The organism is Acidisoma sibiricum (assembly GCF_057837225.1).
The window spans coordinates 911,341-925,296 of sequence record NZ_CM174445.1 but is presented as its reverse complement, the minus strand read 5'-3'; the positions used below and the strand labels follow the sequence as shown (position 1 = coordinate 925,296).

Sequence of the window (13,956 nt, the reverse complement as noted above, 5' to 3'; positions counted from 1 at the left end):
CTTTGAATCTGAATACGAAGGGTCTTAACAAAAAAAGGTCTCGCCCCCCTATGCGGGGAGCAAGACCCTTCCCTGCCGTGTCAGAAAGCTACTCTGCGGCTTCGGCGGGCGCGAGCTTCGCTTTCGCCTCGGCGTCGCGGATCGCTTCGGCCTTCTGCTCGACGAGGGCGACCACATGGTCGATCATCGAATCCTTCTCGATCGTATGGTCCTGGCGGCCCGCAGCATAGACCATGTGGCGGCCGGCGCCCCCGCCGGTGACGCCCAGATCCGTCATCAGTGCCTCACCCGGCCCATTCACCACGCAGCCGATGATCGACAGGGTCAGCGGCGTCTCGATATGCTCCAGCCGCTCTTCCAGCGCCTGGACCGTGCGGATGACGTCAAAACCCTGCCGCGCGCAAGACGGGCAGGAGATGATGCGCACGCCGCGATGGCGGATGCCAAGGGACTTCAGAATCTCCCAGCCGACGCGGACCTCTTCCTCGGGCTCGGCCGAGAGCGAGACGCGCATGGTGTCACCAATACCGGCCCAGAGCAGCGAGCCGAGGCCGATCGAGGATTTCACGGTGCCCGTGCGCAGCCCGCCCGCTTCGGTGATGCCGATATGCAGCGGATGGTCGCAGACCTCGGCGAGCTGCTGATAGGCGGCAACGGCCAGGAAGACGTCCGACGCCTTCACGCTGATCTTGAACTCATGGAAATCGTGATCCTGCAGGATCTTGGCGTGTTCCAGCGCGCTTTCCACCAGCGCATCGGGGTTGGGCTCGCCGTATTTCTCCAGCAGATGCTTCTCCAGGCTGCCGGCATTGACGCCGATGCGGATGGAGCAGCCGTGGTCGCGCGCGGCTTTTACCACTTCGCGCACGCGCTCGGCGCTGCCGATATTGCCCGGATTGATGCGGAGACACGCGGCCCCCGCCTCGGCCGCTTCGATCGCGCGGCGGTAATGGAAATGGATGTCGGCCACGATCGGCACATTGGACTGGGCGACGATCGCCTTCAGCGCCGCCGTGCTTTCCTGGTCCGGGCAGGAGACGCGGACAATATCGACGCCCGCCTTCTCGGCCAGACGGATCTGCGCGATCGTGCCGTCCACATCGGTCGTCAGCGTATTGGTCATGGTCTGGATGCTGATCGGGGCGTCGCCGCCGACCTTGACCGAACCGACGCTGATCTGGCGGGATTTCCGGCGGATGATTTGCTGATACGCGCGATAGTTCATTACTTGCTCCTGTTCCCGCCGCTCGCCGGGCGGGACTCGAACGCCGTCATTGTGCCGCGGGTGCGGGGGTCACCGGGGACGGGACCGGCGCAGGTGCGCCGCTGGTCTGGCCGCTGGCCGCTTTCAGTCCATCGGCATCCAGCGGAATATTATGCAGCACATGACCCTTCAACGGGCCAATGACATTACCGCCCAGCAGCACCTGCGTGCCCTCGGCATTGCCCGTGGTCAGCGTCAGCTGCGGCTGGTCGGGAACCTTGTAGTGGTCACCCGGGTGCAGAATGGTCTGGTAGACGACCTTGCCCTGCGCGTCCTTGATTTCAATCCAGGCGTCGGCCGTGGCTTGAATGACCATGCCCGCATCGGTCGCGCCCGGCTGCGTGGCGGCGCCTGAGGCCGCACCATCCGTCGCCTGCACGGTCGGCGGCGGCGCAATGCCGGCGACCATCGTATCCGTGCTCGGTGCGGGGGCTGTCGGCACCGGCGGCGGCACCGCGGCGGCTGCGGAAGACGGTGAGACGTCCGGCTCTTTCGGGAGGGCGGCGACGACCGCGGGGGCAGCCGGCACCGGGGCGGCGGGGGGCGGCGGCGTCACGCTCGCCACTTTCGGGGCCGGCGGGGGCGCCAAAGGCTCCAGATGCGTGGGCAGCGCATCGACCGTTTCGGTCGAGCCCGCGCTGCGGCCGGAATAATGATACCAGGCGACATAGCCGCCGATGGCGATGACCGCACCGACCAGAACCAGGGCGCCGGCCGGCATCCCGCGCGACGGCACAGGGGCCGGGAAATCCAGCTCGGTCTTGCGGTTGACGTCCTCGCGTTCGGCGCGGAAGCGGCGGATCGCCTCATTGGGATCAAGCCCCAGCGCCGTCGCATAGGTCCGCACGAAACCCACCGCATAAGCAGTGCCGGGAAGATTGCGAATGTCGCCTTGTTCGATGGCGCGGATAAAGGCGGGCTTCAGGCGTAAAGCCTCAGCCACCGCATCAATCTCCCATCCCAGGCGTTCACGGGCCGCGCGAAGATCGCTCCCAATGCGGGAACCTGTCTCCGATATGTCGGCCCCCGTGTGGCTCCGATCCATGACCTCGGTATCTGTGCGCTGGTGAAGGGATGCCACTCTATAACGATCCGTGCGGCTCGGTAGGACAGAGGCGTTCCCACACGCATTGCGTGCCAAGCCACCGTCCTGCCGGGTTTCAGGAATGCGGACAATGCCTCGTTTCGCGCTGCCCGTCGACTCGCTCCGGGTTAAATCTAGAATAACCTTCGCGGGATGATGAGACCGGGCGGGCATAAATCCCGCCCGGTCTTCAGTCACTCTGTCGCCGCAGGCTACTCAGCCGCGACGTCGGGGCTCGGCAGCTGCGTCACTTCACGACGCAGTGTGCGGCCCTTGGTCTCGCCCGACGCCACCTGGCGGAGGCGGTTCATGACGCTGCCAGTGCCGGCCGGGATGAGACGTCCCACGATGACGTTCTCCTTCAGGCCCTGCAGCTGGTCCATCTTGCCGGCGGTCGCCGCTTCGGTCAGCACGCGCGTGGTCTCCTGGAAGGAGGCGGCGCTGATGAAGCTATGCGTCTGCAAGCTGGCCTTGGTGATGCCTTGAAGAACCGGCTCGGCGATCGCCACCCGCTCCCCGGCATTCATCCGCTTGTCGTTCTCGAGATCGAACTCGGAGCGATCAACCTGCTCACCGATCAGGAAGGTGCTGTCGCCCGGGTCGGTGATTTCAACCTTCTGCAGCATCTGGCGAACGATCACCTCGATGTGCTTGTCGTTGATCTTCACGCCCTGGAGTCGATAGACGTCCTGGATTTCGTTGACTAGGTAATCCGACAGCGCCTCGACGCCCAGCACGCGCAGGATGTCATGCGGCACGCGCGGACCATCGACCAGCGGATCGCCCAGGCGCACGAAGTCACCTTCCTGCACCGAGACGTGCTTGCCCTTCGGCACCAGATACTCGGTCTCTTCGCCGGTCTCGTCGTTCTTCACGATGATGCGGCGCTTCGCCTTGTAATCCTTGCCGAATTCCACGCGGCCATCGATTTCGGCGATGATCGCGTGATCCTTCGGACGGCGTGCCTCGAAGAGTTCCGCCACACGCGGCAGACCGCCGGTGATGTCACGGGTCTTGCTGCCTTCGCGCGGAATACGCGCGACGACGTCACCGGCCTGCACGGTCGCGCCATTCTCGATCGAGAGGATCGAGTCCGGCGACAGGAAGTAGCGGGCTTCCGCACCATTGGGCAGCTTCACCACGTCGCCCTTGGTATCCTTCAGCAGAAGGCGGGGACGCAGATCGACGGCCTTGGTCGCCTGCTTGTAGTCGACGATGACCTTGGAGGTGAGGCCCGTCACTTCGTCCATCCGTTCGACGAGGGTGACACCCTCCATCACATCGGCGAACTCGATGACGCCCGCACGCTCGGTGATGATCGGCAGGGTGTAGGGGTCCCACTCGGCCAGTTTCTGCGTGCGCGACACCGTCTGGTTGTCATCGGTCAGCAGGCGCGCGCCGTAGGGCACGCGGAAGCGCGCGCGCTCGCGGCCATTCGCGTCCGCCAGCACGATTTCGCAGTTACGGCTCATGACGACGGGAACGCCGGAGGAGTTCACAACCACGTTGCGGTTGCGGATCACGACGGTGCCGTCATGGCTCGCTTCCACGCTCGACTGCTCGGCACCACGCTGCGCTGCGCCACCGATATGGAAGGTGCGCATCGTCAGCTGCGTGCCAGGCTCGCCGATGGACTGGGCGGCAATGACGCCGACCGCCTCACCGGCATTGACGGGCGTGCCGCGGGCCAGGTCACGGCCATAGCAATGGCCGCAGCAGCCGACCGGCGCCTCGCAGGTCAGCACCGAGCGGATCTTCACCGCCTCGACACCGGCCTTTTCGATCATCTCGGCTTCCGCTTCCTCGATCAGGACATTGTTCTTGAACAGAACCTTGCCCGAGGCCGGATCGATGATGTCCTCGGCCGTGGTGCGGCCCAGGATGCGCTCGGAGAGCGAGGAGACAACTTCACCGCCATCCATGACGGCGCGAACCGTGAGGCCCTTCTCGGTGCCGCAGTCTTCCTGAACGATGATGCTGTCCTGCGCCACGTCCACCAGACGGCGGGTGAGGTAACCCGAGTTCGCGGTCTTCAGCGCCGTATCCGCGAGACCCTTACGGGCACCGTGGGTGGAGTTGAAGTATTCGAGAACCGAGAGGCCTTCCTTGAAGTTCGCGATGATCGGCTGCTCGATGATCTCGCCCGAGGGCTTGGCCATCAGGCCGCGCATACCCGCGAGCTGACGCATCTGGGCAGGCGACCCACGCGCACCGGAATGGCTCATCATCCAGACCGAGTTGGTCGGCGTGCCGATTTCCTGCTTGGAAATCTCCTTCATCATCGCGGCGGCAACGGCGTCCGTGCAGCGTGACCAGGCATCGACGACCTTGTTGTAGCGCTCGCCGGCGGTGATCAGACCGTCCTGATACTGCTGCTCGAATTCCTTGACCTCGCCCTGGGTCTTGCCGATCAGCTCGCCCTTCTCAGCCGGGATGATCAGATCATCCTTGCCGAAGGACAGGCCGGCCTTGGCCGCGTTGGAGAAGCCGAGGCCCATCAGGCGATCCGCGAAGATCACGCATTCCTTCTGGCCGCAGTGACGGTAGACGGCATCGATGACGTCCGAGACGTTCTTCTTCGTCAGCTGCTTGTTGAGCAGCGCGAAGGGCACGTTCGGATGCAGCGGCAGGATCTGACCGATAAGCATACGGCCCGGCGTGGTGACGATGATCTTGCGAACGACTTCGCCATTCGCTTCCATCACCTGCATGCGCGCACGGATCTTGTCGTGCATCTTGATGCGCTTGGCGGCCAGGGCATGCTCCAGCTCGCCGATGGTGCCGAACGCAGGCGAGTCACGCTCTTCGGTCGCGCGGAATTCCGGCGTTTCCAGCGAGAGGTAGTAAAGGCCGAGGACGATATCCTGGCTCGGCACGATGATCGGCTTGCCGTTCGCGGGGCTCAGGATGTTGTTGGTCGACATCATCAGCACGCGGGCTTCAAGCTGCGCCTCGATCGAGAGCGGCACATGGACCGCCATCTGGTCGCCGTCGAAATCCGCGTTGAAGGCGGTGCAGACCAGCGGATGCAGCTGGATTGCCTTGCCTTCGATGAGCACGGGCTCGAAAGCCTGGATGCCCAGGCGATGCAGCGTCGGCGCGCGGTTGAGCATCACGGGATGCTCGCGGATGACCTCTTCCAGGATGTCCCAAACCTCGGGACGCTCCTTCTCGACCATGCGCTTCGCCGCCTTGATGGTGGTGGCGTGGCCGTATTTCTCGAGCTTCGCGTAGATGAAGGGCTTGAACAGCTCCAGCGCCATCTTCTTCGGCAGGCCACACTGGTGCAGCTTCAGCTCAGGCCCCACGACGATGACCGAACGACCGGAATAGTCGACGCGCTTGCCGAGCAGGTTCTGACGGAAGCGACCCTGCTTGCCCTTCAGCATGTCGGACAGCGACTTCAGCGGACGCTTGTTGGCACCCGTGATGGCGCGGCCGCGACGGCCGTTGTCGAACAGGGCATCGACCGATTCCTGCAGCATGCGCTTCTCGTTGCGCACGATGATGTCCGGCGCGCGCAGCTCGATCAGCCGCTTGAGGCGGTTGTTGCGATTGATGACACGACGGTAGAGGTCGTTCAGATCGGAGGTCGCGAAACGGCCACCGTCCAGCGGCACCAGCGGGCGCAGCTCGGGCGGAATAACCGGGACGACGTCCAGAATCATCCAGCTCGGCTGGGAGCCGGATTCGGCGAAAGCCTCGACCAGCTTCAGGCGCTTGACCAGCTTCTTGCGCTTGGCTTCGCTCGTCGTCGCCTTCAGCTCCACGCGCATGCGGGTCTTTTCGGCGTCGAGATCGATATTCGACAGGATATGCTTGATCGCCTCGGCGCCGATGCCGGCGCGGAAACCGTCTTCGCCGAACTCATCCTGCTTCGAGAAAAGCTGATCCTCGGTCAGAAGCTGATGCAGCTTCAGATCGGTCAGGCCGGGCTCGAGCACGATGTAGTTCTCGAAATAGAGAACCTTCTCCAGATCCTTCAGGGTCGTATCGACCATCAGGCCGATGCGCGACGGCAGCGACTTCAGGAACCAGATATGGGCGACCGGCGAGGCCAGCTCGATATGGCCCATGCGCTCACGCCGCACCTTCGCGAGGGTGACTTCAACGCCACACTTCTCGCAGATGATGCCGCGGAACTTCATGCGCTTGTACTTGCCGCACAGGCACTCATAGTCCTTGATCGGCCCGAAGATGCGGGCACAGAACAGCCCGTCGCGCTCAGGCTTGAAGGTGCGGTAGTTGATGGTCTCCGGCTTCTTGATCTCACCGTAGGACCAGCTACGCACCTGCTCGGGCGAGGCGATCTTGATCTGGATCTGGTCAAAGGTCATCGGCTGACCGGTTTGACCCAGGATTTTCATAAGCTCGTTCATGCGGGCTTCACCTTCAAACCCTTCCCCGCTTTGGCCGAGGCCGCGACGGGATCAGGGATTATCGAACGCGTTGTCTTCGTCTCACACCGTCAGGCCGGAGGCGGGGCAAGCCCCGCTCCGCGCCGTCCGGTCACGCCGGCTGATTGTCCAGGTCCACGTTCAGACCAAGGGACTTCAGCTCCTTCACCAGCACGTTGAAGCTTTCGGGAATACCGGCCTCGAAATTATCCTGCTCGCGCACGATCGCTTCGTAGACCTTGGTGCGGCCCGACACGTCATCGGACTTCACTGTCAGCATTTCCTGCAACGTATAGGCGGCGCCGTAAGCCTCAAGCGCCCAGACTTCCATTTCACCGAAGCGCTGGCCACCGAACTGCGCCTTGCCGCCCAGCGGCTGCTGGGTAACGAGGCTGTACGGCCCGATCGAACGCGCATGGATCTTGTCGTCGACCAAGTGGTGCAGCTTCAGCATGTAGATATAGCCCACCGTCACCTTGCGCTCGAAGGGCTCACCGGTCCGGCCGTCGGTCAGCGTCACCTGGCCGGAGGTGTTGAGACCGGCCTTGGTCAGCATGCCTTCGATATCCGCCATGCGGGCGCCATCGAAAACCGGCGTCGCGATGGGAATGCCCTTCTTCAGGTTGGTGCCGAGTTCGATCAGCTCACCCGGAGACATGCCGGCGATGGTGTCGCGGTAGACCGTCTCGCCATAGATGTCGCGCAGCTTTTCCTGCAGCACTTCCAGCTGGTGGCCGGTGCGACGATAGTCTTCGACCAGCTCGCCGACCTCACGGCCAAGGGCCGCACAGGCCCAGCCCAGATGGGTTTCGAGAATCTGACCGACATTCATGCGGCTCGGCACGCCGAGCGGGTTGAGCACGATATCGACATGCGTGCCGTCTTCGAGGAACGGCATGTCCTCGATCGGCGTCACGCGGGAGACCACACCCTTGTTGCCGTGACGGCCGGCCATCTTGTCGCCCGGCTGCAGCTTGCGCTTCACGGCCACGAAGACCTTGACCATCTTCATGACGCCGGGAAGCAGCTCGTCGCCGCGCTGCAGCTTGTCGACCTTGTTCTCGAACCGCTGCTGCAGACGAACCACCGACGCATCAAACTCGCGCTTGATCAGCTCGATCTCGGCCATCACCGCATCGTCCTGCACGCCCATATGGCGCATCGTGCCACGCGGATGTTCGGCCAGAACTTCCTCGGTGATTTCGGTGCCGGTCTTGATGCCCTTGAAGCCGCCCGAGGCCTTCTGGCCCAGAAGCTGCTCCTTCAGACGGTTCAGGAAGGACCGCTCCTGAATGGCCTTTTCGTCGTCGCGATCCTTGGCCAGGCGCTCGATCTCGGCACGCTCGATCGCCATCGAACGCTCATCCTTGTCCACGCCACGGCGGCTGAACACGCGGACATCGACGATGGTGCCGGAGACGCCCGGCGGCAGACGCAGCGAGGTATCGCGGACGTCGGACGCCTTTTCGCCGAAGATGGCGCGCAGCAGCTTTTCTTCCGGGGTCATCGGGCTTTCGCCCTTCGGCGTCACCTTGCCGACCAGGATATCGCCCGGATGCACGTCGGCGCCGACATAGACGATGCCGGCTTCGTCGAGATTGCGCAGCGCTTCTTCACCCACATTCGGAATGTCGCGGGTGATTTCTTCCTGGCCGAGCTTGGTGTCGCGGGCCATGACCTCGAATTCCTCGAGATGGATCGAGGTGAAGACGTCATCCCGCGCGATGCGCTCGGAAATGAGGATGGAATCTTCAAAGTTGTAGCCATTCCAGGGCATGAAGGCGACGAGGACGTTGCGGCCCAGCGCCAATTCGCCCAGCTCCGTCGACGGGCCGTCAGCGATGATGTCGCCGGCCTGCACGCGGTCGCCCACGCGGACCAGCGGGCGCTGGTTGATGCAGGTCGACTGGTTGGAGCGCATGAACTTGCGCAAACGGTAGATGTCCACGCCACCGGTGCCGGCCTCGCTGGAGGAAGCACGCACCACGATGCGGGCACCGTCGATCTGGTCGATGACGCCGGCGCGGCGCGCGACGATGGTCGCACCCGAATCCCGCGCGACCGCAGCTTCCATGCCGGTGCCGACCAGCGGCGCATCGGCGCGGATCAGCGGCACCGCCTGACGCTGCATGTTGGAGCCCATCAGCGCGCGGTTCGCGTCATCGTTCTCAAGGAACGGAATGAGCGCGGCCGCGACCGAGACCAGCTGGCGCGGCGAGACGTCAACGGCCGTCACCTGATCCGGCGGCACCAGGCGGAAATCACCCTGATGACGGACCGAGACCAGCTCCTCCGAGAAGCGGTTGCCGTCGAGCGGCACATCCGCCTGCGCCACGACCAGCTTCTCTTCTTCCATGGCGGAGAGATACTTCCAGCCGTCCTTCACTTCGCCATTCTCGACCAGGCGATAGGGCGTCTCGATGAAGCCGTATTTGTTGACCTTGGCATAGGTCGCCAGGCTGTTGATCAGACCGATATTCGGGCCTTCCGGCGTCTCAATCGGACAGATGCGACCGTAATGCGTCGGATGCACGTCGCGGACTTCAAAGCCCGCGCGCTCACGTGTCAGACCGCCCGGCCCAAGCGCGGAGAGACGGCGCTTATGGGTGACTTCCGACAGCGGGTTGGTCTGATCCATGAACTGGCTGAGCTGCGAGGAGCCGAAGAACTCCCGCACCGCGGCCGCGGCCGGCTTCGCATTGATCAGGTCATGCGGCATGACGGTGTCGATATCGACCGAGCCCATGCGCTCGCGGATCGCCCGCTCCATGCGCAGCAGGCCGACGCGATACTGATTCTCCATCAGCTCGCCCACCGAGCGCACGCGGCGATTGCCAAGATTGTCGATGTCGTCGATGGAACCGCGGCCGTCCTTCAGCTCGGTCAGGATCTGCACGGTGCGCAGGATATCTTCCTTGCGCAGCACGCGGACCGTGTCCTCGGCATGAACGCCCAGGCGCATGTTCATCTTGACGCGGCCGACGGCCGAAAGGTCGTAGCGGTCCATGTCAAAGAACAGGCCACGGAACAGCGCTTCCGCCGTTTCGCTGGTCGGCGGCTCGCCGGGGCGCATGACGCGATAGATGTCGATCAGCGCATCGTCACGGTTGCTGTTCTTATCGACGGCCAGGGTATTGCGAATCCACGGACCCTTGGCCTGGTCGATGGCGAGCGTCGGCAGTTCGGTAATGCCGGCCTCTTCCAGCGCCGTCAGGCGGGCATCGGTCAGTTCCTCACCGGCTTCGATGAAGATCTCACCCGTATTCTCATTGACGATATCGACCGCGATGAAGCGCCCGATCATGTCGAGGCGGGTCGACAGCACGGTCTTGGTCTTCTCGGCAATGCGGCGCGTCAGGCGCGCGGTCATCTTCTCGTCGGGCTTGGCGACGATTTCACCGGTCTCGGCGTCGACCAGATTCTCGAACAGCTTCATGCCGCGGAAGGCGTCGGGCTCGAAAGGACGCGCCCAGCCCTTGGCGGTGTGGCTGTAGACCACCTGGCCATAGAAGCTGCGCAGGATCTCTTCCGGGTCCATGCCGCGGATTTCACCGATATCGATGGTCTCGCCTTTGGCCGCGCGGGTTTCGCGCAGCTTCTCGGTCTCAAGACTGTCGAGCGCATAGAGCAGCGTCGTCACCGGCAGCTTACGCTTGCGGTCGATACGGACGTAGACGAGGTCCTTGCTGTCGAATTCAAAATCGAGCCAGGAGCCGCGATAGGGAATGACGCGCGCAGTGAACAGGAACTTGCCGCTGGAATGCGTCTTGCCCTTGTCGTGATCGAAGAACACGCCGGGGCTGCGGTGCATCTGGCTGACGATGACGCGCTCGGTGCCGTTGATCACGAAGGTGCCGTTATCGGTCATGAGCGGCAGATCGCCCATATAGACCGGCTGTTCCTTGATGTCGCGGATCGAGCGGGCGCCGGTATCCTCATCCACGTCCCAGACGATGAGACGGAGAACGACCTTCAGCGGCGCGGCGAAGGTCATACCGCGCTGGATGCATTCCTCGACGTCGTATTTCGGCTCTTCAAGCTCATAATAGACAAACTCGAGCCGGCCGCGGCCGGCGAAATCGTCGATCGGGAAGACGGACTTGAAGACCTCTTGCAGACCCGTCTGCGTCCGGCTGTCGGGCGCCACGTTCATCTGCAGGAAGGCCTCGTAGCTGGCCCGCTGCACATCGATCAGGTTTGGCATCGGCGCCACTTCCGGGATGCGTCCGAAGCTCTTGCGAATGCGCTTCCGCCCGGTGAAGGATTGGTTCGAGCCACCTGAAATAGCGTTCATCGCTTGCCCTTAGCCCTCGATTGTACCACCGCGCCGAAACCATGCCGGCCGGTCCCAGTATGGTCGGCCCCGCGCACGCGGCCAACCAGTCCATCCCGCTCCGCGCCCCTGAAGGTCGCGGAACTCAGCCCCAGAGCCGCCAATCGGCCGGATCTGTTCTACAAACTTTGCCGCCAGTCGGTCGTCACAGAGACGACAACCCTATCCCGCAACCAAGGAAAGGGTGGAGATCAAGCTGATCGCCACCCCGTTCCCGGCTCGTAAATCCCATCCCGGGCCCGGGGGCCCAGGATGGTCAAGATCACTTGATCTCGACAGAAGCGCCATTCTCCTCGAGAAGCTTCTTGATCTTCTCGGCTTCGTCCTTGTTCACGCCTTCCTTGACCGGCTTCGGAGCGCCCTCAACGAGGTCCTTCGCTTCCTTCAGGCCGAGACCGGTGATGGTGCGGACTTCCTTAATAACGTTGATCTTCTTGTCACCGGCCTTGGCCAGGATGACAGTGAATTCGGTCTGCTCTTCGACCGGGGCAGCGGCGGCGGCCGGACCGGCAGCAGCGGCGACGGCAACCGGGGCAGCAGCGGAAACGCCCCACTTCTCTTCGAGAAGCTTGGAAAGCTCAGCAGCTTCCAGAACGGTAAGGCCCGAAAGCTCTTCCACCAGACGGGAAAGGTCAGCCATTGTCAAAATCCTATTATAATAACTTTGATCGGTTCAATGCAAGCCGGGACTGCCCCGGCACACATCCATGAAAGTCAGGCACGCCCTGAAGTCAGGCCGCCTCGTCCTTCCTGGCATAGGCACCAAAGACCCGCGCGAGGTTGCCGGCCGGCGCCTGGACCACGGCTGCGATGCGAGTAGCCGGGGTATTGAGCAGCCCCAGGAACCTTGCACGCAGTGTGTCGAGCGACGGCAATTCGGCGAGGGCCTTCACACCAGACGCATCAAGCGTCTGGGTGCCAAGGGCACCGCCGACAACGACGAACTTCTCGTTAGTCTTGGCGAACTCAACAGCAACCCTTGCCGCCGCCACAGGGTCCTTGGACCACGCAAGCGCGGTCGGGCCCTTAAGCATCGGCTTAATGCCGTCGAATTGGGTACCTTCCAGGGCGAGGTTGGCCAGACGGTTCTTAGCTACCTTGAAGCTCACCCCTTCGGCCCGCATCTTGCGACGCAGATCGGTCACATCGGCAACCGTCAGCCCGTTATTACGGGTGACAACCACCATGGACGTCTCTGCGAACACAGACGCGAGCGAAGCGACAAACTCCCGCTTCTCCGTACGGTCCACGTTCAACTCCGCCACCTTGGCCGCGACACGATCGGTCGCCGCCGGGTTTCCCATGAGCGTCAAAGGCGTTCGCACGCCCTAAACGCTCGGTTCGCCTGTCCTTAAAGCCGGAACCGCCAAAGTTCAGTCGGCATACCTCATGGAGGTGCGCCGCATCATCACTGGCTTCTCCCGTCTTCCAACCGCCGGCCTGCTGGCCGTTTAAGCACCGACCCGTGTCGGCTCGCGTCTGGTCTCGGACAGGTTCGGAGGGGTCCCCCCCTCCTGCGCGTCCCGCGGCCGAAGCCGCGGTACGAATTCAAAAACTTACTGCGCGGCCGAGGCCAGCAGGGTGGCGACATCGACGCGGATGCCGGGGCCCTGCGAGGAACTCAGCGCGGCCTTCTGCAGATAGGTGCCCTTGGCCCCTGTCGGCTTGGCCTTGCTCACCGCGTCTGCCAGCGCGCAAATATTTTCGATGAGCTTGTCCTCATCGAAGCTCGCCTTGCCGATACCGGCATGGATGATACCGGCCTTTTCGGCGCGGAACTCAACCTGACCGGCCTTGGCGGCGGAAACGGCGCCCTTCACGTCCATGGTCACGGTGCCGAGCTTGGGATTCGGCATCAGGCCACGCGGACCAAGGATCTTACCCAGACGACCGACGAGGGCCATCATGTCCGGGGTCGCGATGCAGCGGTCGAAGGCGATCTCGCCGGCCTGGACCTTTTCGGCCAGGTCTTCAGCGCCAACCACGTCGGCGCCGGCTGCCAGCGCTTCCTCGGCCTTCGGGCCGCGGGCAAAGACGCCAACGCGCAGCGTCTTGCCGGTGCCGTTCGGCAGGCTGATCAGGCCACGGACCATCTGGTCAGCATGGCGCGGGTCGATGCCGAGATTCATCGAGAATTCGACCGTCTCGTCAAACTTGGCGCGGGCATTGCCCTTGACCAGCTTGATGGCTTCGGTCAGCGGATAGACCTTGTTACGGTCGAACGTGGCGTAACCAGCCGCCAGGCGCTTGTTCTTGGCCATCGGATCAGCCCTCCACCACCGAGAGGCCCATGGAGCGGGCAGACCCTGCCAGCATGCGCACGGCGCCTTCAACGTCATTGGCGTTCATGTGGATCATCTTCGTCGCAGCGATGTCACGCAGCTGGGACATCGTCACCTTGCCGACGGTGGCGCCCTTGCCCGTGGTCACGGCGCCCTTCTTGATATTCGCAGCCTTCATCAGGAAATAGGTGTTCGGCGGGGTCTTGGTGATGAAGGTGAAGGTGCGGTCAGCATAGGCAGTGATCACGACCGGCACCGGCATGCCGGGTTCCATGCCCTGCGTGACGGCGTTGAACTCTTTGCAGAATGCCATAATGTTCAGGCCGCGCTGGCCGAGGGCGGGGCCCACCGGCGGAGACGGATTGGCCTTGCCGGCCGGAATCTGCAGCTTAACGTAGCCGACGATTTTTTTCGCCATAACCCTCGTTCCTGTTTAAACGCGAACAAGGACCGCGGTTCATCCGAGGGCGGTTTCCCGTCCTCTCCCGCGTTCCGATAGAGGGGGGCGGAATATAGGAACGGCCGGCCAGAGTCCAGCGATGCGACTAAAGCAGTCTCGCCGACCAGCCATGCTGACCAGGACGCAGATCAGACCC

General features: G+C 63.3%; 8 protein-coding genes. All 8 read right to left on the bottom strand.

Translation table 11 applies throughout. From position 1 onward, the window contains the following. Positions 1–88 precede the first annotated feature (88 nt). The 8 genes from ispG to rplK all read right to left on the bottom strand — a co-directional run bounded on the left by ispG (position 89) and on the right by rplK (position 13,778). Complete coding sequence (ispG, locus tag AC3G7M_RS04430) at positions 89–1,225, bottom strand: flavodoxin-dependent (E)-4-hydroxy-3-methylbut-2-enyl-diphosphate synthase (protein WP_489214502.1); 1,137 nt, start codon at positions 1,223–1,225, stop codon at positions 89–91. A 46-nt stretch (positions 1,226–1,271) separates the two neighbouring features. Then, positions 1,272–2,207, bottom strand: coding sequence for a helix-turn-helix domain-containing protein (locus tag AC3G7M_RS04425; RefSeq protein WP_489214501.1), 936 nt, complete (start codon positions 2,205–2,207; stop codon positions 1,272–1,274). 353 nt (positions 2,208–2,560) lie between these two features. After that, positions 2,561–6,727 (bottom strand): DNA-directed RNA polymerase subunit beta', encoded by a 4,167-nt coding sequence (gene rpoC / locus AC3G7M_RS04420; RefSeq protein ID WP_489214500.1) that lies wholly within the window; start codon positions 6,725–6,727, stop codon positions 2,561–2,563. Positions 6,728–6,857: 130 nt separating this feature from the next. After that, on the bottom strand, positions 6,858–11,039 hold the full coding sequence (rpoB, locus tag AC3G7M_RS04415) for a DNA-directed RNA polymerase subunit beta (RefSeq protein WP_489214499.1): 4,182 nt from the start codon (positions 11,037–11,039) through the stop codon (positions 6,858–6,860). Positions 11,040–11,340: 301 nt separating this feature from the next. Then, complete coding sequence (gene rplL, locus AC3G7M_RS04410; protein ID WP_489214498.1) at positions 11,341–11,718, bottom strand: 50S ribosomal protein L7/L12; 378 nt, start codon at positions 11,716–11,718, stop codon at positions 11,341–11,343. A 91-nt stretch (positions 11,719–11,809) separates the two neighbouring features. After that, on the bottom strand, positions 11,810–12,328 hold the full coding sequence (gene rplJ, locus AC3G7M_RS04405; protein WP_489214497.1) for a 50S ribosomal protein L10: 519 nt from the start codon (positions 12,326–12,328) through the stop codon (positions 11,810–11,812). A 306-nt stretch (positions 12,329–12,634) separates the two neighbouring features. Continuing rightward, on the bottom strand, positions 12,635–13,339 hold the full coding sequence (gene rplA / locus AC3G7M_RS04400; protein ID WP_489214496.1) for a 50S ribosomal protein L1: 705 nt from the start codon (positions 13,337–13,339) through the stop codon (positions 12,635–12,637). Positions 13,340–13,343: 4 nt separating this feature from the next. Next, a complete protein-coding gene (rplK, locus tag AC3G7M_RS04395) occupies positions 13,344–13,778 on the bottom strand; it encodes a 50S ribosomal protein L11 (RefSeq protein WP_489214495.1) in 435 nt (144 codons plus the stop codon). Positions 13,779–13,956 lie beyond the last annotated feature (178 nt).